The organism is Zobellia sp. 1_MG-2023, assembly GCF_030549125.1.
Lineage (GTDB): Bacteria > Bacteroidota > Bacteroidia > Flavobacteriales > Flavobacteriaceae > Zobellia > Zobellia russellii.
Window position 1 is genome coordinate 634,235 of sequence record NZ_JAUOSY010000001.1, and the last position, 22,750, is coordinate 656,984.

25 protein-coding genes are annotated in these 22,750 nt (G+C 39.4%); 10 read left to right on the top strand and 15 right to left on the bottom strand.

What is annotated here, in order from left to right; translation table 11 throughout:
• Window positions 1–3: 3 nt before the first annotated feature.
• Entirely contained in the window at window positions 4–612 is a 609-nt protein-coding gene (locus Q4597_RS02545) for a superoxide dismutase (protein WP_215437030.1), read from the top strand.
• A gap of 959 nt (window positions 613–1,571) precedes the next feature.
• Here Q4597_RS02545 and Q4597_RS02550 read toward each other — a convergent pair.
• From Q4597_RS02550 to Q4597_RS02565, 4 genes are all read right to left on the bottom strand, one after another.
• Entirely contained in the window at window positions 1,572–3,470 is a 1,899-nt protein-coding gene (locus Q4597_RS02550; protein WP_215913537.1) for an amidophosphoribosyltransferase, read from the bottom strand.
• Between the two features lie 45 nt (window positions 3,471–3,515).
• A complete protein-coding gene (locus Q4597_RS02555) occupies window positions 3,516–4,442 on the bottom strand; it encodes a PfkB family carbohydrate kinase (protein ID WP_215437025.1) in 927 nt (308 codons plus the stop codon).
• Between the two features lie 203 nt (window positions 4,443–4,645).
• Complete coding sequence (locus Q4597_RS02560; RefSeq protein WP_215437023.1) at window positions 4,646–5,281, bottom strand: viroplasmin family protein; 636 nt, start codon at window positions 5,279–5,281, stop codon at window positions 4,646–4,648.
• Window positions 5,281–5,850 carry a phosphoribosylglycinamide formyltransferase gene (locus Q4597_RS02565; protein ID WP_303404627.1) on the bottom strand — a complete coding sequence of 190 codons (570 nt, stop codon included), beginning with the start codon at window positions 5,848–5,850 and terminating at the stop codon, window positions 5,281–5,283. Before Q4597_RS02565 ends, Q4597_RS02560 begins: the two co-directional genes overlap by 1 nt.
• Before the next feature lie 159 nt (window positions 5,851–6,009).
• Here Q4597_RS02565 and Q4597_RS02570 point away from each other — a divergent pair, with 159 nt between their 5' ends.
• The 5 genes from Q4597_RS02570 (at window position 6,010) to pyk (ending at window position 10,368) form a co-directional block, all read left to right on the top strand.
• Window positions 6,010–6,243 (top strand): acyl carrier protein, encoded by a 234-nt coding sequence (locus Q4597_RS02570; RefSeq protein WP_008269813.1) that lies wholly within the window; start codon window positions 6,010–6,012, stop codon window positions 6,241–6,243.
• A 112-nt stretch (window positions 6,244–6,355) separates the two neighbouring features.
• Complete coding sequence (fabF, locus tag Q4597_RS02575) at window positions 6,356–7,609, top strand: beta-ketoacyl-ACP synthase II (protein WP_215913534.1); 1,254 nt, start codon at window positions 6,356–6,358, stop codon at window positions 7,607–7,609.
• Between the two features lie 6 nt (window positions 7,610–7,615).
• The gene (gene rnc, locus Q4597_RS02580) at window positions 7,616–8,353 is read left to right on the top strand and encodes a ribonuclease III (RefSeq protein WP_289037608.1); all 738 of its coding nucleotides are present in this window, start codon (window positions 7,616–7,618) and stop codon (window positions 8,351–8,353) included.
• Between the two features lie 110 nt (window positions 8,354–8,463).
• Window positions 8,464–8,928 carry an IPExxxVDY family protein gene (locus tag Q4597_RS02585; protein ID WP_215437014.1) on the top strand — a complete coding sequence of 155 codons (465 nt, stop codon included), beginning with the start codon at window positions 8,464–8,466 and terminating at the stop codon, window positions 8,926–8,928.
• A gap of 3 nt (window positions 8,929–8,931) precedes the next feature.
• A complete protein-coding gene (pyk, locus tag Q4597_RS02590; protein WP_303404628.1) occupies window positions 8,932–10,368 on the top strand; it encodes a pyruvate kinase in 1,437 nt (478 codons plus the stop codon).
• 28 nt (window positions 10,369–10,396) lie between these two features.
• Here pyk and Q4597_RS02595 read toward each other — a convergent pair whose 3' ends face one another.
• Window positions 10,397–10,906 carry a PAS domain-containing protein gene (locus tag Q4597_RS02595; RefSeq protein ID WP_303404629.1) on the bottom strand — a complete coding sequence of 170 codons (510 nt, stop codon included), beginning with the start codon at window positions 10,904–10,906 and terminating at the stop codon, window positions 10,397–10,399.
• A gap of 176 nt (window positions 10,907–11,082) precedes the next feature.
• Here Q4597_RS02595 and Q4597_RS02600 point away from each other — a divergent pair, with 176 nt between their 5' ends.
• From Q4597_RS02600 to Q4597_RS02610, 3 genes are all read left to right on the top strand, one after another.
• Complete coding sequence (locus tag Q4597_RS02600) at window positions 11,083–11,931, top strand: helix-turn-helix domain-containing protein (protein ID WP_303404630.1); 849 nt, start codon at window positions 11,083–11,085, stop codon at window positions 11,929–11,931.
• Between the two features lie 324 nt (window positions 11,932–12,255).
• Window positions 12,256–12,804: a carboxymuconolactone decarboxylase family protein gene (locus tag Q4597_RS02605; protein ID WP_289037612.1), complete on the top strand. Its 549-nt coding sequence runs from the start codon at window positions 12,256–12,258 to the stop codon at window positions 12,802–12,804.
• A 105-nt stretch (window positions 12,805–12,909) separates the two neighbouring features.
• Entirely contained in the window at window positions 12,910–13,296 is a 387-nt protein-coding gene (locus Q4597_RS02610) for a cupredoxin domain-containing protein (RefSeq protein WP_303404631.1), read from the top strand.
• An 87-nt stretch (window positions 13,297–13,383) separates the two neighbouring features.
• Here Q4597_RS02610 and Q4597_RS02615 read toward each other — a convergent pair whose 3' ends face one another.
• Entirely contained in the window at window positions 13,384–13,545 is a 162-nt protein-coding gene (locus tag Q4597_RS02615; RefSeq protein WP_215941072.1) for a hypothetical protein, read from the bottom strand.
• 198 nt (window positions 13,546–13,743) lie between these two features.
• Between Q4597_RS02615 and Q4597_RS02620 the strand changes: the two genes are divergently transcribed.
• Window positions 13,744–14,202: a small multi-drug export protein gene (locus Q4597_RS02620; protein ID WP_215436996.1), complete on the top strand. Its 459-nt coding sequence runs from the start codon at window positions 13,744–13,746 to the stop codon at window positions 14,200–14,202.
• A gap of 20 nt (window positions 14,203–14,222) precedes the next feature.
• Here Q4597_RS02620 and Q4597_RS02625 read toward each other — a convergent pair whose 3' ends face one another.
• From Q4597_RS02625 to pdxA, 9 genes are all read right to left on the bottom strand, one after another.
• Window positions 14,223–14,672, bottom strand: a complete 450-nt coding sequence (locus tag Q4597_RS02625) for a 3-oxoacyl-ACP synthase (protein ID WP_303404632.1) — start codon at window positions 14,670–14,672, stop codon at window positions 14,223–14,225.
• A 6-nt stretch (window positions 14,673–14,678) separates the two neighbouring features.
• A complete protein-coding gene (locus Q4597_RS02630; protein ID WP_303404633.1) occupies window positions 14,679–16,400 on the bottom strand; it encodes an IlvD/Edd family dehydratase in 1,722 nt (573 codons plus the stop codon).
• Window positions 16,401–16,503: 103 nt separating this feature from the next.
• Window positions 16,504–17,619 (bottom strand): FAD-binding oxidoreductase, encoded by a 1,116-nt coding sequence (locus Q4597_RS02635; protein ID WP_303404634.1) that lies wholly within the window; start codon window positions 17,617–17,619, stop codon window positions 16,504–16,506.
• Between the two features lie 44 nt (window positions 17,620–17,663).
• Window positions 17,664–19,016: an acetyl-CoA carboxylase biotin carboxylase subunit gene (gene accC, locus Q4597_RS02640; RefSeq protein ID WP_215436984.1), complete on the bottom strand. Its 1,353-nt coding sequence runs from the start codon at window positions 19,014–19,016 to the stop codon at window positions 17,664–17,666.
• Window positions 19,017–19,100: 84 nt separating this feature from the next.
• Entirely contained in the window at window positions 19,101–19,592 is a 492-nt protein-coding gene (accB, locus tag Q4597_RS02645; RefSeq protein WP_215436982.1) for an acetyl-CoA carboxylase biotin carboxyl carrier protein, read from the bottom strand.
• Window positions 19,593–19,625: 33 nt separating this feature from the next.
• Complete coding sequence (locus Q4597_RS02650) at window positions 19,626–20,618, bottom strand: beta-ketoacyl-ACP synthase III (protein ID WP_303404635.1); 993 nt, start codon at window positions 20,616–20,618, stop codon at window positions 19,626–19,628.
• 179 nt (window positions 20,619–20,797) lie between these two features.
• Window positions 20,798–20,995 (bottom strand): 50S ribosomal protein L32, encoded by a 198-nt coding sequence (gene rpmF / locus Q4597_RS02655; RefSeq protein ID WP_215436978.1) that lies wholly within the window; start codon window positions 20,993–20,995, stop codon window positions 20,798–20,800.
• A 7-nt stretch (window positions 20,996–21,002) separates the two neighbouring features.
• On the bottom strand, window positions 21,003–21,524 hold the full coding sequence (locus Q4597_RS02660) for a DUF177 domain-containing protein (RefSeq protein WP_215438200.1): 522 nt from the start codon (window positions 21,522–21,524) through the stop codon (window positions 21,003–21,005).
• A 163-nt stretch (window positions 21,525–21,687) separates the two neighbouring features.
• Window positions 21,688–22,734: a 4-hydroxythreonine-4-phosphate dehydrogenase PdxA gene (gene pdxA / locus Q4597_RS02665; RefSeq protein ID WP_215913522.1), complete on the bottom strand. Its 1,047-nt coding sequence runs from the start codon at window positions 22,732–22,734 to the stop codon at window positions 21,688–21,690.
• Window positions 22,735–22,750: the final 16 nt, after the last annotated feature.

The following is a 22,750-nucleotide window of genomic DNA, read 5'->3' on the forward strand; positions in this document are numbered from 1 at the left end:
AAAATGGCTTTTGAACTACCAAAATTACCTTATGCATATGATGCATTAGAACCACATATTGACGCTAGAACAATGGAAATTCACCATACAAAACACCACAATGGTTATACTACCAAATTAAATGGTGCTATTGAAGGAACTGCATTGGAAGGTAAGTCTATTGAAGACATCTTAGAAAACCTAGACATGTCTAACGGTGCCGTTAGAAATAATGGCGGCGGTTTCTACAACCACTCTCTTTTCTGGGAAATTATGTCTCCTAACGGTGGCGGAAAACCTTCAGGAGAACTTGCTGACGCTATTGACAGTGCTTTTGGTTCTTTTGACGCTTTTAAAGAAAAGTTTAGCGGAGCTGCAGGAACCCGTTTTGGTTCTGGCTGGGCTTGGCTTTGTGTACAAAAAGGCGGAAAAGTAGAAGTATGTTCTACTCCAAACCAAGATAACCCTTTAATGCCGGATACTGGTTGTAGCGGTTTTCCTATTTTAGGTCTAGATGTTTGGGAGCATGCATACTACCTAAACTACCAAAACAAAAGACCTGATTACATCAACGCTTTTTTCAACGTTATTAATTGGGACAAAGTAGCTGAACTATATGCTGCCAACAAATAAGAAACACAGCATACTTTAATAGAATTCATATTTACAAAAAACCCATCCTGATTTGTTTCAGGATGGGTTTTTTCTTGTTGTTTAAAAATAGAAAAGGGCGGAGAAGTCTCCACCCTTTTCGTCCCAAATCTTACCATAAACTTAACCTACTTATGCTATGGCGATACTAAAATACTGGTATTGTGGGAAATAAAAAAGAAATATTTAGGGTTTTTTTTTACCTCAATTGCTCATAAAAACGCCTGAACACACCATAAAGGCTAGTGTTTACAAGGGTTTAGACAATAAAAAAGGCGGAGCGAAGCTCCACCTTTTTTCCCCAAATCTTACCATGAACTTAACCTACTTATGCTATGGTTCTCCAAATGTAGTGCTACATGGCTCCTAAAAAAAAGGTTTTGGACTAACGATCAAAACTCTAGTTGAAATGCAAAATCAACACAAATACTACCTTTTAAAATTTTTAGCGGAATTGGAAAACTTATAACCCTATTTTGAAGAAATCCTTTATGATGAAAAGAGGAAAGTGTAGAAAATAAAAAGGCGGAGTTAGACTCCGCCTTTTTCCCCAAATCTTACCATGAACTTAACCTACTTATGCTATGGTCCTCCAAAGATACAACCGCATTAAGCCCTACAAAAACATCTTTGTCCAAGCGTATAAAAATCGGTTAAAGGGATGAAACTTTAAAAAGGGAGACCATTAAGGTCTAAACACATTAAAAATTGATATTGTATTGGAGCGTACAACTGAAGAAAAGTAGCCCCATAAACTTGTAGAAAATAAAAAGGTGGAGTAAACTCCACCTTTTTGCCCCAAATCTTACCATGAACTTAACCTACTTATGCTATGGCAAGTTCAAATGTAATCTGACCTCCGTCCAAGCGGTTAAAAAAACGCCAAGTAGCGGATATTATCGATGAAATACATTATTTGTGCATTTCACCGATAAAGCCAATTAGTATGCACGTTCGTTCTTGCCTTCGTAAAAATTGATAAAGGCTTTATTTACTACTCGGTTACCACCCGGGGTAGGATAGTCTCCGGTAAAATACCAGTCACCTAAATTCTTAGGACACGCTTCGTGAAGCGCCTCCACACTTTGATAAATAATCTCTACCTCGGCCTTAATCTCTTCCGGACTAAGCAGCTCCCCAATTTTTGCGGATATTTCCTCTGGAGTAAAAGGTGCGTAAAATTCTTTAACGTAATTCACTACATCCTTATCCTTGCTACTTACCTGCTCTAAACATTTATCATAAATATCATCAACAACGTTCATTGTTAAACGTTCTTCATGTAAGGCCAATGCCGCTCTAAAAGCAATAAAATCTTCTAATTTGGCCATATCAATACCGTAGCAATCCGGATACCTAATTTGTGGTGCAGATGATACAACTATTATCTTTTTAGGCGATAAACGGTCCAATATCCTAAGGATACTCTTTTTTAATGTTGTTCCCCTAACGATACTGTCATCAATAATTACCAGATTATCTCCCTTCTTTACAGAACCATAGGATATGTCGTAAACATGTGTAACCAAATCATCGCGGCTACTGTCTTGCGTAATAAAGGTGCGCAGCTTTGCATCTTTAATGGCTACTTTTTCAATTCTTGGACGTACCTCTAAAATTTCATGAAGCTCCTCACTAGTAATCTTTGAGCCAATAGAGAGTATTTGCTCCTCTTTTCTCTTATTCAAATAGTTTTGCGCCTCCCTAACCATTCCAAAAAAGGAAGTTTCCGCAGTGTTAGGTATGTATGAGAAAACCGTGTTCTTAATATCATAATCTATTGACTCGAGAATTTGTGGAAAAACCAATCTTCCCAACATCTTTCGTTCTTGATAGATTTCTTTATCACTTCCCCTTGAAAAATAAATACGTTCAAACGAACATGCCTTTCTTTCTGTAGGCTCTAAAATTTGATTGATTGACGATGAGCCATCCTTTTTAATGATAATTGCACTACCAGGATCAAGTTCTTTGACCTCTTCGTAAGGCACATTAAATACCGTTTGTATAGCAGGCCGCTCAGAAGCAACTACCACAACCTCATCATCTTGATAATAATACGTAGGCCTAATACCTGCTGGATCCCTAAGAACAAAGGCATCTCCATGCCCCAAAAGACCGGCCATGGCATAACCACCATCCCAATTTTTGGCAGCTCTTTTTAGTATCTTATGAACCTTAAGACGTTCCGCTATGATAGGTGAAGCTTCCTGCTTGGTATATCCTTCCTTTTTTATTTGCTTGTAGAGTTTGGCAACGGCATCATCTAAAAAATGACCTATTTTCTCCATTACGGTTACCGTATCCGCCATTTCCTTTGGGTGCTGTCCGATCTGAATTAAATTATCGAACAGCTCATGTACATTGGTCATGTTAAAGTTACCCGCAACAATAATATTACGGTGCATCCAGTTGTTCTGCCTCAAGAAAGGATGTACACTCTCTATACTGTTTTTCCCAAAAGTACCGTAGCGCACGTGACCCAATAGCACTTCTCCTATATAAGGTATGTTCTTTTTCTGAGCCACAACATCATCTACATATTCCGGGTGCTCTTGTAACGTGGTATTAATACGATCGTTTATTTGCGCAAAGATATCCTGTATAGGTTGTTGAGCAATAGACCGCACCCTGCTCATGTAACGTTCCCCTGGAGCTGTATCTAACTTGATACTTGCAAAGCCCGCACCATCTTGACCACGGTTGTGCTGCTTTTCCATCATTAGATACATCTTGTTTACCCCGTAAAAGGCCGTACCGTACTTCTCTTTGTAATACTCCAACGGTTTAAGCAACCGTATTACCGAAATACCACATTCATGTTTAATCGCGTCACTCATTATAAATCTACGTATTAAAAAAGCCCCTAATATAGGGGCGTGTCATTATTTTAATTCTATGTCAAACTGTGTCAAGGCCTTAAATTGATGCAGCCTTTTAGTAACCTCTTCCCTTTTTAAATCTTGCATACGCTCCGTCCCAAATCGTTCTACACAAAACGATGCTAAATTAGAGCCGTGGATAACGGCATTTTTCATATTGTTGAACGAAAGGTCGTTAGTGGCCGCCAAATATCCTGAAAAACCTCCTGCAAAGGTATCTCCCGCACCTGTTGGATCAAACACCTCTTCCAGAGGTAAAGCCGGAGCAAAGAAAATTTTCTCCTCATGAAACAAGAGCGCTCCATGTTCTCCTTTTTTGATCACCAAGTACTTTGGGCCCATTTGCTGAATAGCTTTTGCAGCCTTTACCAAAGAGTATTCATTGGTCAACTGTCTTGCTTCTTCATCATTTATGGTAAGTACATCTATATGTTTAATGACCTCCATTAACTCTGGCAACGCATTGTCCATCCAAAAATTCATAGTATCCAATACTATCAACTTTGGTCGTTTTTCCATTTGGTTGATTACGCTTAGCTGAACACTAGGGTGCAGATTACCCAACATAACTACATCAGCATCTTTAAACCCTTCGGATACTACAGGGTTAAAATCGGCCAAGGTATTCAATTCCGTTGCTAAAGTATCTCTAGAGTTAAGATCGTTGTGGTACTTTCCTTTCCAATAAAAGGTTTTTCCGCCTTTTACAATTTCCAAAGCACTAAGATCTATCTGCTTATTTGTTAGAATATCTAAATATTCTTGCGGAAGGTCTTCTCCCACAATAGATACGATTCCTGATTCTACATTATACTGGGAAGCCGCCAAACCAATGAAAGTTGCTGCACCACCCAAAATCTTATCGGTTTTCCCGAAAGGAGTTTCAATTTCGTCAAAGGCAACAGTGCCCACGATTAGAAGTTTGCCCATGCAATTTTAAGTTTAAGCTGCAAATATACGCTTTTGTAACGCTATTACGTGCAAATATACCCTTACAAAAAAAGCTTGCGAATATTACCTTTCCAATTTTTGCACATCTCATTATACGCCAGTTTTCTGAGATGCAATGCATTGTCTATAAAGAAATAGATTATAATTTTTTGTCCAAATACTTTGTGGCCCTGTACTCAACGCTACTTGCGGCCAAAATCCGCAGGAATCTCTCCCCACACCTTAGTTTCCCATTTAACGATCGGGGTGCTGTACGAATTGTTTTTTAACCACTCCAAAGCTCTCCTAATCAAATCAAAAACTTCTTTGTTCTTAGGTGTTTCCTGTAGTTTAGTATTGCACGTTTTTTTACGCACCCAACTCATAGCCGTACGGGAATCTGTATAAATAATCCTATTACTCTTATTGTTCTTTAAAAAAGCTAACCCGTGTACTATGGCCAAAAACTCTCCTATATTATTAGTGCCTTGCTGAAAGGGCCCTTGCCTAAAAAGTTTTTTGCCCGTTTTTGTATCTACTCCTTGGTACTCCATAATTCCTGGATTACCGCTGGAGGCCGCATCTACGGAAATGGAATTGTAGTTTGGCGTTCCATACCTTTGTATAAGTTCAGGCGTTAAAACAGGCTTCCCCTTTTTCTTTCCTTTAAAATCCTCATAATTACCATTAAAGGCTTTTTTGGCCTTTTCAAACGTTTCAAAAGATTTGTACTGAGCCCCTTTAAATCCTGTAATTGCAGCTTTACAAGCTGCCCAAGAATCATAAATTCCAGGTTTTTTCCCTTTCCAGACCGTATAGAACTTTCCTTTTTTAGCCATTATTCTACTTCTAATAGTTGCGCTATAACCTTTGGGAAATATTCGTATTCGAGATCGTGTACTTTTCCGGCTATACTCTCCGCAGTATCATCTGCAGAAACTGACGTTTTTGCCTGCTTAATTACAGCTCCCTCATCATAATTTTCATTTACATAATGAATAGTGATACCGGTTTCCGTCTCATTATTGGCCCTAACGGCTTCATGTACATGATTACCGTACATACCTTTGCCACCGTATTTTGGCAATAACGCTGGGTGAATATTTACAATTTTATCAGGAAAATTCTCAACCAAGTTCTGGGGTACTTTCCAAAGAAAACCCGCTAACACAATAAGATCCGGTTTAAACGATTTTATAATATTCAGCACGCATTCCGTTTCATAAAAAGCAGTCCTGTTAAAATATAACCCGTTAATTTTAAGCTTATTACACCTGTCTAAAACTTTTGCCCCAGTTTTATTGGTCAATACGGCACTAATGTTCACTTCAGGATTATCTTGAAAATACTTAACAATGTTTTCAACATTAGATCCAGAGCCGGAAGCGAGTAATACAAGGTTTTTCATGCAGCAGATAAGGTTACAAGTAGCAAAATATTTAGGTCAAAAATACCGCTCTTATCCTGAAATTTTATAAATTACAAGACATTTTAACGACAAATAGTGGATTTAGTCCAAAGTTTTTTATTTTTGCAACCAATTTAATTTTTTAAAAACAATATTATTATGTCAGACATTGCATCAAGAGTAAAAGCTATCATCGTTGATAAATTAGGTGTGGATGAGAACGAAGTAGTAACGGAAGCTAGCTTTACTAACGACCTAGGGGCCGATTCTTTGGATACCGTGGAGTTGATCATGGAATTCGAGAAAGAATTTGATATTCAGATTCCCGACGATCAAGCTGAGAACATCGCAACAGTTGGCCAAGCCATTAGCTATATAGAAGAAGCGAAGTAATCTTTATGATTTCTTGAACGAGATTCAAAATTATCCATGTGGTAACCATTATCGCATGGATAATTTTTTTAATTTACGCTTGACTTACTAAGTAAACCAAAAATCAGGTTCAATGCAATTAAAGCGAGTTGTAGTTACTGGGTTGGGTGCGTTGACTCCCATAGGTAACAATATTGAGGAATATTGGGAAGGTCTTAAAAACGGAAAGAGCGGTTCTGCTCCCGTTACCTATTACGATACCGAAAAATTTAAGGTAAAATTTGCCTGCGAGCTTAAGAATTTTGACCCTCTAGAGCATTTTGACCGCAAAGAGGCCAGAAAACTAGATAGGTTTGCACAATATGCCTTGGTCTCTTCGGATGAGGCCATTATAGATTCCGGTCTTGACCTTAACGAAGTAGACAAGTTTCGTGTTGGGGTTATCTGGGGCGCCGGTATTGGTGGTCTGGAGACTTTTCAAAACGAAGTAATGAACTTTGCGGAAGGTGACGGAACCCCTAGGTTCAATCCATTTTTTATACCCAAAATGATTGCGGATATTGCTCCCGGGCATATTTCTATCAAGCACGGTTTTATGGGGCCTAACTATACCACCGTTTCTGCATGTGCATCATCGGCCAACGCCATGATCGATGCCCTAAACTATATTCGTTTAGGCCATTGTGATGTTGTTGTTACTGGAGGTAGTGAAGCTGCAGTAACCATAGCAGGTATGGGTGGTTTTGGAGCTATGCACGCTTTATCTACTAGAAATGATAGCCCTGAAACGGCCTCTAGACCGTTTGATGCTACCCGAGACGGATTTGTTTTGGGTGAAGGTGCAGGTGCATTAATTCTAGAAGAGTATGAACACGCCAAAGCGCGTGGCGCAAAAATATATGCAGAAGTTGCCGGTGGAGGGCTTTCTAGTGATGCCTACCACATGACCGCACCGCACCCGGACGGGATAGGAGTGGTACAGGTAATGAAAAACTGTTTAAGGGATGCTGGTCTAAAACCGGAAGATGTAGATACCATTAATACGCATGGTACATCTACTCCCCTTGGAGATGTGGCAGAACTAAAGGCTATTAGTGAAGTCTTTGGCGACCATGCCCCTAACATCAATATTAATTCTACAAAATCAATGACCGGCCACTTACTGGGTGCTGCCGGGGCTATTGAGGCCATTGCTTCAATTTTAGCTATGCAACATAGTTTGGTTCCTCCAACTATAAACCATACTACCGTAGATGAGAATATAGATTCCAAACTAAACCTAACCCTTAACAAAGCCCAGAAGCGCGACGTAAACGTTGCCCTGAGCAACACCTTTGGGTTTGGTGGTCACAATGCCTGCGTAATTTTCAAAAAATTTAGCGAGTAATACAGTATGGGATTTCCTTCCAATATATTTAATTCCCATCCTAAAGAGGATGGGGATTTTTTTGGGGGAATGACTTCTATTTTGGGTTTTAAACCTAGAAAGCTGGCTATTTACAAAAAAGCTTTCATACACCGCTCCGCTAATGAAAAGGACAAGGACGGGAATCCTCTAAACTATGAACGTCTAGAGTTTTTAGGCGATTCCATGCTGGGAACTATAATTTCCAAGCACTTGTATGATCAAGTACCCGAAGGAGACGAAGGCTATCTTACCAAGATGCGCTCAAAAATTGTAAGCCGCAAACATCTAAACGAACTTGGTAAGGATTTAGGACTCATAGACTATGTAAAAAGTCGTATTCCCAAATCCCATTTTGGAGAAAACATACATGGCAATGTTTTTGAAGCGTTGGTAGGCGCCATCTATCTAGATCGTGGCTACAAGTATTGCGAAAAGTTCATTAACCAAAAGGTTATAGAGCCTTATGTAGACATAGAACAACTAGAAGGTAAGGTCATAAGCTACAAGAGTCTTGTAATTGAATGGTGCCAAAAACAGAAAAAAACGTTTGACTATGACGTTTACGATGATACTGGTAATGACGCGTTAAAGCATTTTGCGGTAAAACTTACTATTGCAGATACGGTAGTGGCAAAAGCAAGGGCCACTTCTAAAAAAAAGGCAGAGGAACGTGCTTCAAAACGGGCCTATTACGCATTACAGGATAAGATGGACAAGTCTTAAATTGTAATTTTATGTAACCAAAATGTTATAGTTTGTTCAAAAATAGTTTTAGCCTTATCTAATCTAGGCGTTGTACGGTATTAATATTATCTTTACCACTTTGTGCCCCTATGGTAGCAGTACATAAAATTACGAACGACTTTTACGAAGATACATTCGATTTAGTTGCGTTGCATAGTAGCCTTGAAGATTATGCCATAGCCTACGCTCTCAATCTTCATTTAAAATCGAGCTTTAAAAGGTCGCCCAAAGACCTTGACCTCACCGGTCATATTACAGTTCCCATTTTTGAATGGAAAGATGATATTAACGATAGGTACTGGACCCTATTCACAAATAACGGTCTAGCAGAGGACACAAATAGTAGAAAAGGGCTGTTCAAGGACGAACCCTCTTTCACAACATTTCACATGGTGCCCGAACACCGAGATGTAGACTATTTTTTAAAAATAGAACAAGATGGGTTTATTAATATGGAAAATCTTGTGAGAACACTGCAAAACATACCCAAAATTATAACGGCTTACGCCATAGAAACTGACAAACTCAAATCTAAGAACAATTTAATTTTTTGATCAATGCCAAGTAATAAAAAAACAAAAATTGTAGCCACCCTAGGGCCGGCCACAAGTAAAAAAGAAGTGCTGAAAGATATGATGGAGGCTGGTGTAGATGTCTTTCGCATCAACTTCTCACATGCAGATTACTCAGATGTTACAGAACGTGTAAAAATGATACGGGAACTCAATGAAGAAACCGGTCGTAATACCTCCATTCTTGCAGATTTACAAGGCCCTAAACTTAGGGTAGGTGTTATGGCTAGTGAAGTTGTAGTTTCCCCAGGTGATGAAATTACTTTTGTTACCGGCGAGCCTTTTGAAGGTACTTCCGAAAGGGTATATATGAACTATGCCGCTTTTCCTCAGGATGTTAAGCCAGGTGAGCGTATCTTGCTTGACGATGGTAAATTAATGTTTGAAGTAGTTGCTACGGATAAAAAATCCGAAGTAAAGACCAAAGTGATACAAGGTGGTCCGTTACGCTCCAAAAAAGGGGTTAACCTGCCTAACACCAACATCTCTTTACCTGCCCTAACGGAAAAGGACGTTAAGGATGCCATTTTTGCTATTTCTTTAAAAGTAGACTGGATCGCACTTTCCTTCGTTCGTTTTAGCCAAGATCTTATTGATTTACAAGCAATCATTAAGGAGCATGCCGATGAGAAAATTCCGATTATAGCTAAAATTGAAAAGCCTGAAGCCGTTGAAAACATAGATAAGATCGTTGCTTATTGTGATGGGTTAATGGTTGCTCGTGGCGATTTAGGTGTTGAAGTGCCTGCACAGGAGGTTCCGTTAATTCAAAAGCAATTGGTGCTAAGGGCCAAAAGAGCTCGTATTCCAGTAATTATCGCCACACAAATGATGGAAACGATGATTACAAGCCTTACGCCTACACGTGCCGAGGTTAACGATGTGGCCAACTCCGTTATGGATGGGGCAGATGCCGTTATGCTTTCCGGTGAGACTTCCGTAGGTAATTACCCGGTTCAGGTTATTGAAAAAATGGCAAGTATTCTTCAAAGTGTAGAAGGTTCGGAGCTTATTCAAGTACCTCATGATCCACCGCATATCCGCACAAAAAGATATATTACCAAGTCCATTTGTTATCATGCCGCCATTATGGCCAACGAAATTAAGGCAAAAGCCATTTCTACGTTGACCAATAGTGGATATACTGCATTCCAGATTTCTGCTTGGAGACCAAGTTCCCACATTTTAGTATTCACCTCTAACAAGCGTATTCTTACGCAGTTGAACCTTCTTTGGGGTGTTCGCGCTTTTTATTACGACAAATATGTCTCTACGGATGAAACTATTGAAGACGTAAATAAAATGGCATGTGATAAAGGCCTTTTGGAAACAGGCGATATGCTAATTAGTTTAGCCGCAATGCCCATGAAGGAAAAAGGTATGGTAAACACGCTACGTGTTACCGAAATAGAAAGTAAATAAATAGTAATGTATATTGAAAGAAGTGGTCTTAGGCCACTTCTTTTTCAAATGCAATAAAGTTGACGAGTTGACCTCTGTTGTTGAATATAGGCTCTGCTTTTATTTCACAATGGTATGTACTTCCGTCCTTTTTATAGTTTAGAACAACGGCCTCAAAAGGAACCTTTCTTTCGATGGCCGTTTTTATTTTGGCCAAAGCTTCTCTGCTAGTTTCCTTGCCCTGAAACAGTTTAGGTGTTTTTCCAATAACCTCTTCCGGTTTATAGCCCGTCATTAAAACTAGGTTTTCCGTAGCATGTACTATAGTCAATTGGCTATTGGTTACAACCACAACCTCTTCGCCCAATGAGGACAACAAATCCGTTTTATCATACGCCCATCTATTCCGTTGGGCCAAGGCCTGTATGTATCTCAGGTCTTTTCCGCTTATACAAAGTTTCTGAAAATTAAGACTGTGCAGGTCCCAAGAAACCAATGGCACAGGACTAATATTTGTCTTGCTAAAAAATTTATCTACCGCTTCATCGTACGCCTTCATACTCTTAATAGTTAAATTGACCACTATTTTGATTTCCTTTGGTAATAGTACAAAAAGACTTTTTGCCTAACAAACAGTTAGACTCGTTTAACAACAAAGATTAACTTTCCAAGTACCATTTGGGTAAGGTTATCATTACAAGGGAGACTAATTTTAAAACATCCAATCTGCTGCAGATGAAATTTGAATTCAATGATACAAAACTAGGCTCTCACTTAGGGTTTACGAATGATATTAAAAAATACCAGAATCAATTTTCAATACAATCCGGAAACATTTGTATGCTCTGGAACCGTAATAACTTGCCTCTAGAACTACACATAGATGGCATGCCCATTGAGCTATTACCGGATCAGCTAGTTACTACTACCTACCTGCAGCATGTTTCCTATGAAAAAACGGAATTGCCATTAACCGCTTTTCATTTCAACAGAGAATTCTATTGTATTAATGATCACGACCATGAAGTATCTTGTAACGGCATTCTATTTTTTGGAACCCAAGACCTCCCGATCATAACTATTCCTGTAGAACAAAAACGCAAGTTCGAGACTTTGTACGAGGTGTTTCAAGATGAATTTTCCACACCCGACGGTATACAGGGAGACATGCTTCAAATGCTGTTAAAACGACTTATAATTATCTGTACACGTCTGGCCAAGGAACAACTTATCGTAAAAAAGTTAAATAATGACCAGGTTGAAATTATAAGAAAGTTTAACGTATTGGTAGACACGCATTACAAAACCAAAAGAAAGGTTAGCGATTATGCAGAGCTTCTTTATAAAAGCCCAAAAACGCTTTCGAACCTGTTTTCCATTTATAACCAAAAATCACCACAACAGATTATTTTAGATCGTTTGGCACTTGAAGCAAAACGATTGATAAATTTTACGGACAAGCAAAACCAGGAAATTGCATACGATCTAGGCTTTAATGATCCAGCACATTTCAGTAGGTTTTTTAAAAAAATGACCGGTACATCTCCCTCTCAATATAGAGAAATAGCCCCAATTTCTTCGTAAAGGGAAATTTCTACAAGCGGTCGGGCAATCGCTCCTAACAAACAGCCTCACTTACTTCGCATCTTTGCCTTGTAATTAAAAAACAACGCAAGATGAATTTAAAACATATATCCCTTTTTAACCTAATAGAGATTTTTTCTCATCCCAGAAAACAATTGCAAACTATAAATGCAAATGTGCATTGTGAGCAAAAACATCATCATGATTTTTATTGTGATGCTGAAAAACCGCATGTAGAACTTTAGAACAAAAACAAGTTAATAATCGTCATAGAAACGGAGCACTAGATATATGCTTCATTAAACTGACAAAATATCTAAAATTATGAGCAATTTTAATGTACCCAAAAGAGAAGAAGTAAGCACAGGCAATCAAGCCATTTTTGATAATTTGGAAAAAGCTGTTGGCTTTGTACCCAACCTTTACGCTACGTATGCCTATTCTGAAAATGCGCTAGCTAATTATTTAGCCTTAAGCAACGCAAAAACATCTTTGAGCGCCAAACAAAAAGAGGTAGTGAACTTAGCAGTGAGCGAAGTTAACCAATGTACCTATTGCCTTTCTGCGCATACGGCTATTGGAAAAATGAATGGATTTAGCGATGCTGAAATTCTTGAGCTTAGAGCTGGGAAAGCATCTTTTGATGCTAAATTGGATGCCCTTGCCGGGTTTGCAAAAAACGTTACTGAAAACCGTGGAGCAGCCGATGAGGCTATAGTTGAGAAATTCCTTAATGCAGGATGGACTAAAGAGAACTTAGTAGATACTATTGTATTGGTAGGAGACAAAACCATTTCTAACTACTTACACAAGACCACAGATGTTCCTGTAGATTTTCCAGTTGCAGCACCATTACAATCTGTTGAAGCTTAACATAAATCTAGCGCAACCTTTATAGCGCTGGGCAATTAAAGTCCTTTTAAATTTAAATAAATATTAAAAACCCGTCTTTTTAAAAAAGACAAAATTCAAAAAATTATGAAAAATATTATCGCAGCATTAGCATTAGTTTTCACCGTGGCATTTTCAGCAAATGCTCAGGACAAAATGAGCAAAAAAGTAAAAACAATTGCCTTGGAACAAACTCCGGGCGAGTTTACTAAAAAACAACTTACCGTAACACCGGGTACGTATGTTTTTGAAATTGCCAACAATGGAGTTGGTCATGATGTTGGTTTTGTTCTAGTAAAAAAAGGAGAGGATATTAGCAAGCCTGAAAACCACATTCAGACTGCCTATGTAACAGAGGTGGTTGCTACTGGAAAAACACAGTCATCTAAACCTACGGTATTGGAAAAAGGGGAATATGTATATTTTTGCCCCATGAACCCAACTGCTACTGACAATAGTATTCTTGTTCAGTAACAACGGTAGACTATCTTCTAGAAACATGAGACCATAAAAAAAGGGAACCTATTAAGGTTCCCTTTTTGTTATTTGTAGTGCTCAGAACTATTTATTGTCCTCAAGTTTGATGACTTCAGTTCTAGCATCGTTGTTGTTCTCTTCCTCTAGCTCATCTGCAATATCTTCCAATTCAGATTTTACACTGCACGAAAAGGCAGTCATTGAAACAAAGGCCAGTAAAAATAATTTTGCAAATAAAGATTTCATAGGTTTAAGTTTTGGTTAATACTATCTGCATTCTAAAACTCAGATAGATAGATAATATTGTACCTCTTATCGAAAAGTTAAAATCTGTTAAAAAGAACCTTCTATTTTTGAGCGGCACAATTTTTGGAATTATTTATGAGTTCCAATGGTGCTCAAACCCCATGGATTAGTAGTTTAGCGCTTCCAAAAAAAAATGTTGTGATTATAGATTTCATTATTGCCATGTTATGGAGCCTTTCTCCTTTTGGGGAAGCAAAGGTGGGTATACCCTATGGGTTACTCAATGGCCTTAATATCTATCTGGTATTCTTGCTTTGTTTTGCCGCCAACGTACTTGTTTTTCCGCTAATGCTCTTCTTTCTGGAGAAAGTAAACCGCTATTTTTTACGCTGGGGATTTTATAAGAAGTCGGCTATTTTCGTGGCGCGGCGGGCTAAAACCGGTTCAGGCGATAAAATAAAACGTTACGGATTCTGGGGACTCATCTTTTTTGTAATGCTTCCGGTGCCCGGCACAGGGGTGTACGCTGGTAGTATTGCATCCTATCTTTTTAAAATTGAAAAAACCAAAGCCTTTTGGGCCAATACTATAGGAATATTCTTTTCCTCGGTTATTGTTTGGTCTGCCACTTTGGCATCAATGAAAGGTATTGGGTAACACTTTCTTTTTCTTGACAACTATCTAATTTCAATAATCTTAATTTCTTGACCGTTAAAGGTGGTGCTGGCGCCCTGTTCTTTTCCAAAGAGTAGTTGGGCTATTGGGGTTGCAGCAGATATACAATAAACACTTTTCCCTTCGGATTTGAATTCGCCTGCAGAAATTGCTAAATAATAATCCGCTTTTGAAGTAACCACCCAGCTCCCAAGACCCACAACGGTCTTTGAGGCTTCCTTAGGTACTTTAGATAGTGTTTGCTTCATTTTTTCGGCCTCCGCTAACAGTTGCCCCAGTTTCTCGCGTTCAAGCTGTAACATTGCCCTACCGGTTTCATGCTTGTCTCCCGCACTACTTTTTGTTTCTGATAACAATGAGGTTTGTATGTCCTCTATATTTTTCTGAATCCTGGCTACACGTTCAATAACGAACGTGGTACAGAACTGATGTAGCTGCTCTTTCTTTATCATGTACCTTTAATGTAAATCCCTATCTACCTTAGCTCCGGAACCTCCTACCAAAAAATCCAGATCGGCACCCTTATGCGCCTGTTCTACATGGTCTATATACATTTTTACATATCCTCTATCCGCCAAAGGTTTAGGCGCTTTCCATACCGCCTTACGTTGTTCCAGTTCACTTTCGGCAACCAATAGATCAAGACTTCTGTTCTCCACATCTAACTGGATTAAATCTCCATTTTGTACCAAGGCCAATGTTCCGCCCACCGTTGATTCCGGGGAAACGTGTAAAATTACGGTTCCAGCAGCGGTGCCACTCATACGACCGTCCGATATTCGAACCATATCCGTAACTCCTTGCATCAAAAGTTTTTTAGGAAGATCTACGTTGCCCACTTCCGGCATACCTGGGTAACCTTTGGGGCCCACTCCCTTTAAAACAATTACACTGTTCTTATCTATATCTAAATTAGGATCATCAATTCTAGCATGATAGTCTTCCATGCTTTCAAAAACAACCGCTTTTCCGGTATGCTTCATTAATTCCTTTGATGCGGCCGAAGGCTTTATTACTGCCCCGTTCTTACACAAATTACCTTTAAGCACCGCAATGCCCGCATTTTGTTGGACGGGTTTTTCCACTGATGCTATAACATCAGTATCATAACAAACCGCCTCATTATAGTTCTCCGTAATGTGTTTTCCGTTTACGGTAAGGGCCGTATCATGTAGCTTGGACCTTAACTCTTTCATGACCACGGAAATTCCGCCAGCATAAAAGAAATCTTCCATTAAATGCTTTCCGGAAGGCTTCAAGTTTACCAATAGAGGCACCTTGCTCCCCAAGACATCAAAATCTTCCAAATTTAAATCTACACCTATTCTACCCGCAATTGCCGTAAGATGAATAATGAGGTTGGTAGACCCCCCAACCGCAGCGTTAGTAACTATAGCGTTCTCAAAAGCTTCCCTAGTCAATATTTTTGACAATTTTAAATCCTCCTTAACCATTTCTACAATACGCCTTCCCGAGAGCTGCGCGAACAATTTCTTACGGGAATCCGCCGCGGGAATTGATGAAAAACCAGGTAAAGTAAGTCCTAACGCTTCTACCATTGTTGCCATAGTTGAAGCTGTTCCCATAGTATTGCAATGCCCAATACTCCGGGCAACACAAACTTCGGCCTCGGTAAAATCGGCATCACTAAAACCATGTACGCTTCGTTTTTCCTTGATCATCCAATTCATAGAACCGGAACCCATTTTTTCTCCCCTAAACCTACCGCTTAACATTGGGCCACCAGGAACTACAATAGTGGGTAAATCTACACTACAAGCGCCCATTACGGTGCTGGGCGTAGTCTTATCGCAGCCAGTCAACAAAACAATTCCGTCAAGAGGATTAGCCCGTATGGATTCTTCCGTATCCATACTCGCCAAATTCCTAAAAAGCATAGATGTTGGCCTCATAATAGTCTCCCCTAAAGACATTACCGGAAACTCCATAGGAAAACCACCAGCTTCAAGAATTCCTCTTTTAACCACTTCCGCAAAATCTCGTAAATGCCCATTACAAGGTGTAAGTTCTGACCATGTGTTGCAGATTCCAATAACGGGTTTGCCCGTGAAATAATCATCTGGATACCCTTGGTTTCGGAGCCAAGAACGGTGCACGAAGCCCATTTTATCCTTACCACCAAACCATTCACTACTACGCAGGTGCTTCTTATCTTTCATATAAATTAGGAGAGGTTCGTTCAAAGTAGTTAAAGTAATGAATCTAGGCCAGCCTGCAAAACTATGGTATTATCAAGGCTACGCTTAGGGGAAACCAAATAAACTATGCAATTAAGTCTGCTAAGTTATGACCTATTGTACTCCCAATAGCTATGCCCATGCCTCCTAACCTAACACCACAATACACATTTTCCGAAAGCTGCTTGACTATAGGTTTCTTTTGCATACCCGTTCCCATAATTCCGCTCCACCTGTGATCAATGGTAAATGGAGTCTCGGGCAGAATTACTTCCTTCAATAATTTGTCTAGATGTACCTGAATCAATTGTGAATTACCAAACCGATCTGTTTCCTCTCCTTTAAAATCAAGATTTCTACCACCTCCAAACAAAACCCGATTATCTATATTCCTAAAATAATAATAGCCCTCATCAAAATGAAAGGTTCCCTTTAGAGGCAAATTTTCAATGGGTTTGGTAATCAATACTTGCGCCCTTGCGGGCTTAACATCCTCACCAATTAATTGCGGAGCGAAACCATTGGTAGCGATGAGCATTTTTTTAGATGAAAATTCAAACCTATTTGTTTTTATTTTGACGCTGGAGCGGTCTGCGGAAAAATGCTCTACGGTAATGGAATTAAGTATAGTAATTCCTGCCTGCTGTACCAATTTTAACAGTCCGTTCATCATTTTTCCAGTATCCAACTGCCCTTCAAACCTATGGGTAATATAATTTTCCTTTATCCCTTTAAAACCAAAGGTATTAGGAGACCCGTGAAATGCATCTGCTTTAAAGATCGGGTGCAACAGTGCGTTAATTTCAGATTGGTTTTGCACACACTTCTGATATAGCTCCTGCGCCGCATCAAGAAACAATTCATGGCCACCGTTTACCTGAAAATCCATTGCTTTATCGCCCAGGTTTTTACGGAGTTTTTGTATTCCTTTCCAGCGCTGTGCGACCAGTTCGATCACTTCTTGTTCGCTATGTATATCCAAGTCCGCCAAAATTTCGGAAATACTCCCAAAGCATGCAAATCCAGCATTTTTGGTGCTCGCTCCTTGAGGCAAAAAACCCTTTTCCAAAATAAGGATTTTCGCTTTTGGAAATCGCTCACGAAGACGCAAAGCACAGTTAAGCCCCACGATACCACTACCCACAATAGTGAAATCAACATTCGTTAACCACGTTTTATACTCCCAATAACTTAGCTCCATTTTACTGTATAAAAAAACCCCGATAAATATCGGGGTTTTAAATCTTATTCCGCTGGTGGCGGATCCATTTTGAAATCTTCCATAAATGCGGTAGTATAATTACCTGCTAAATAATCTGGGTGATCCATTAATTGCCTGTGGAACGGTATAGTTGTTTTAATGCCTTCAATTACGAACTCATCTAAAGCCCTTTTCATTTTATTGATAGCCTCTTCACGTGTTTGCGCAGTGGTTATCAATTTTGCAATCATAGAATCGTAATTTGGTGGTATGCTATAGCCACTGTAAACGTGCGTATCCATACGAACACCATGACCTCCTGGAGTATGTAAGGTAGTAATCCTACCCGGTGAAGGCCTAAAGTTATTGTAAGGATCTTCAGCGTTGATTCTACATTCAATAGAATGAAGTTTAGGTAAATAATTTTTACCAGAAATAGGCACGCCTCCAGCTACAAGTATCTGCTCACGAATTAAATCGTAATCAATAACCTGTTCCGTAATAGGGTGCTCTACCTGAATACGGGTATTCATTTCCATGAAATAGAAATTTCTGTGCTTATCTACCAAAAATTCTATGGTTCCCGCTCCTTCGTATTTTATGTACTCCGCAGCTTTAACGGCTGCCGCTCCCATCTCTTCACGAAGTTTATCCGTCATAAAGGGTGATGGGGTTTCTTCTGTAAGCTTTTGGTGTCTTCGCTGTACTGAGCAATCTCTTTCCGATAAATGACATGCCTTACCGTATTGGTCTCCAACAATCTGAATTTCAATATGTCTTGGCTCCTCTATCAGCTTTTCCATGTACATACCGCCGTTGCCGAATGCTGCGGTAGCTTCCTGTACGGCACTCTCAAAAAGGTCTTCCATTTCCTCTTCCTTCCAAACGGCGCGCATACCCTTACCACCACCACCGGCAGTTGCCTTGATCATAACGGGATACCCCATTTTCTTGGCAGTTTTTATGGCATCTACAACATCTTTTAATAAACCGTCCGAACCAGGAACTGTAGGAACGCCGGCCTCTTTCATGGTTTTCTTGGCAGAAGCCTTATCTCCCATACGGTCTATGTGCTCACCGGAAGCTCCAATAAATTTAATATCGTGCTCTGCACATATTTTGGAGAATTTAGAATTTTCCGAAAGAAACCCGTAACCTGGGTGAATGGCATCGGCATTTGTAATTTCCGCTGCCGCGATAATATTTGGTATTTTCAGGTACGATTCGCTACTTGGAGCAGGACCAATACAGACGGCCTCATCAGCAAAACGAACATGCAAACTCTCTTCATCTGCCTTAGAATAGACGGCTACGGTCTTTATACCCATTTCCTTACAGGTACGTATAACACGTAACGCAATCTCTCCCCTATTTGCAATTAATATTTTTTTGAACATACTTTTTTAATTTAAATTCCAAAATCTAAGTACCAACAATCCATTCCCCTAAAGGGAACCTTATTTGGGATTCAGAATTTATAATTATGACGGATCTACCAAGAACAATGGTTGATCAAATTCTACAGGAGAAGAATCCTCAACTAAAATCTTAACGATTTTACCAGAAACCTCAGATTCAATATCGTTAAAAAGTTTCATTGCCTCAATAACACAAAGCACATCTCCTTTTCCGATAGAAGTACCCACTTCTACAAACGCACTCTTATCCGGTGATGGCTTTCTATAAAAAGTACCGATTATTGGCGATTTAATAGTGATATACTTAGACTCATCATCTTTTTTCTCTGTTTTGGCCGTATCGGCCGCAGCAACCTCAACAGTTTGTGCCGGAGCTTGCGCAGACATCATCTGAGCTTGTGGCATAGGAATCTGTTGCACATAGGTTGTTTCGTTTCCAGAATCCGAAGTACCCGTTTTAATGGTGATTTTTAAATCCTCCATTTCCAACTTTACTTCACTGGCCCCTGATTTTGCTACAAACTTGATCAGGCTTTGAATTTCTTTAATATCCATGGATGTTATTTATTTAAATGATCGGTATTTAATTTAATAAGCCCATTTTAGGTAAATGGAACCCCAGGTGAAACCTCCGCCAAAAGCGGCAAAAACAAGGTTATCGCCTTTTTTCAACTGGCCCTCAAAATCAGCCAACAGTAACGGTAAGGTTGCCGATGTGGTGTTACCGTATCTTTCTATATTCATAAGAACTTTAGAACTGTCCAGACCCATTCTATTGGCCGTAGCATCTATAATTCTCTTATTAGCTTGGTGTGGCACCAACCAAGAAACATCTGTATGTTCCAAGTTGTTGCGTTTCATAATTCTCTCCGCTACATCTGCCATATTGGAAACCGCAAATTTGAACACCGTTCTACCATCTTGGTAGATAAAGTGCTTTCTATTCTTAACCGTTTCTATGGTAGCGGGCATTAAAGAGCCTCCTGCATCCATTCCCAAAAATTGTCTTCCGGAACCGTCTGCCCTTAAATATTCATCTTGTAATCCTAGACCTTCTTCGTTAGGTTCGAACAAAGCCGCACCCGCACCATCACCAAAAATAATACATGTGGTACGATCTGTATAATCTATTATTGAAGACATTTTATCTGCCCCAATCAGCATTACCTTTTTGTACCTACCGGACTCTATGTAACTGGCCGCGGTTGACATGCCGAATAAAAAACTGGAACAAGCCGCCAAAAGATCATAGGCAAATGCGTTTACAGCCCCAATTTCGGACGCTACAAAAGCCGCTGTAGATGCCACCATACTATCTGGTGTAGCAGTGGCTATCATTATTAGATCAATTTCTTTTGGATCAATATTTTTTCTTTGGATCAGGTCTTGCGCAGCTTTAATAGCCAAATACGAAGTACCTTCTCCCTCTTCGGGTTTTAACACCCTTCTTTCTTTTATTCCCGTTCTGGAGACAATCCATTCATCATTTGTCTCTACCATATCTTCCAGCATGTTGTTGGTAAGAACAAATTCCGGAACATACCCTCCTACAGCTGTAATTGCTGCTGTTATTTTACTCATCTTAAAGTTGATTTGATATCAGAAACCTTCAAAAATGCCTCAAAATTGGTGAAAATTAATCAATTTTTATCAATTCGTCCTGTAAAACTATGCGTTTTTGAGATTTCAGTAGTAGAAATAAAAAACTCCCGTCATTAAATACGGGAGTCGTGAATTCATTATTAAGATAACCGATACATTTATGCTTCAGCCTCTTCAGTCTTATCGATCAAAACTTGACCTTTGTAGTATAATTTACCTTCATGCCAATGCGCTCTGTGGAACAAGTGCATTTCGCCAGTAGTTGGATCAGTAGCCAAAGTTGGTGCTACTGCTTTATAATGGGTTCTTCTTTTGTCCCTTCTGGTTCTCGATATTTTTCTCTTAGGATGTGCCATTTAAAACTTATTTATCCGTTAACAGTTTCTTTAATTCGTCCCATCTGGGATCACTCTCTTTTTTCTCTTTCTTTGGCTGCAGTTCCTCAAGCTTTTTTAAGGCTTCCGATTGCAACGTACCATCTAATACCCCTGGGTGAATTCTTTTTTGCGGTACGGCCAACACTAACATTTCGTATACGTATTGTGCAATATTGACCTGATGTTCTCCGTGGGGAATGATTAGAATTTCATCATCTTCATCATTATATTCTTCCCCAAATTTGACCACGAGTTCCAAATCTGCCTCTATGGGCTGATCAAAAGGCTCGTTGGTCAGGTCGCAATTTACATTAACCGTGCCCTGGGCTTTCATCTCTAACTCAAGCATTGTGCTCATCTTGTTCAAAACAACATCCAACTTAATGTCTGCCGCGTTGAACTCTTCATACCCAAAAGATTCAAAGAACGGGTTATTAATCGTATACTCAAATTCGTGTTTTCCTTGTCCTAATCCAGAGAAAGGAATGTTAAACTCCTTTTGCTTCATCATTTCAACACTGATTTTTATACACCGCCAGATTAAAGGCGGGTGCAAAGATACTATTATTTAATAAACTTACAACCCTTTTTTAATTGGAATTCAATAAGTTCGCCTATCTTTTAGACCATTTCTTGAAATTAAAGCGAAACATTGGCCCAAAAACAAGCTTTTATCTCCTTATACGCTGCTTTTGCAAAGGGTTTTCAGTAAGTTCTTGATATTCTTTTCTATTTTTAAAAATATGTAAAGCAGTAAAGACCGCTTCCTTAAACGAGCTATGATCCGCCTTGCCTTTACCTGCAATCTCATACGCCGTACCGTGGTCCGGAGAGGTTCTTACCTTAGAAAGGCCTGCTGTATAATTAACCCCTTTACCAAATGAAAGCGTCTTAAAAGGAATAAGCCCTTGATCGTGATAGGCCGCTAGAATGGCATCAAAATTTTTGTAGCCGTCCGACCCAAAAAAACTGTCCGCAGAATATGGTCCAAAAACCAAATGGCCCGATTCTGACATTTCCTTTATGACCGGTTTCATGACCTCATCGTCTTCTTTACCTATTATACCGTTATCTCCGCTATGCGGATTAATGCCCAACATGGCTACCTTGGGAGCGCGAATTCCAAAATCCATTTGCAAAGATTTCTCTATGGTGCGCACCTTATTTCTTATTAATATAGGATTTATGGCTGCCGGAGCGTCCTTTACGGCAACATGATCGGTAAGCAAACCAACTTTAAGGTCATCCGTAACCATGAACATTAAGCTCTCCCCTTCCAATTCTTGGGCCAAGAAATCAGTATGGCCGGGAAATTTGAAATCGTCTGCCTGAATGTTATTTTTATTGATCGGGGCCGTAACCAGAGCATCTATAGTATCATTCTTTAAAGCATCAACTGCCGCCCGTAAAGACTTAATAGCATATTTACCTCCTTCTTCGGTAGCTTCTCCAAACTTAATTTTAGGAACTTCTTTCCATACATTAACTACATTTATCTTACCGTCTACCGCTTTAGAAGCATCTGTAATGCCATGATAATTAATATTCAGGCCCAATTCTTTTTTCTGAAAAGAAATGGTTTTGTTGGATGCAAATATGACGGGTGTACAAAAATCCAGCATGCGTGCATCTTCAAAGGTCTTGAGTACTACCTCACAACCTATTCCGTTTAAATCGCCTATAGAAATACCCAGTTTAATTTTTCCTTCTTCCTGCATCTTATTCTTTACCTTT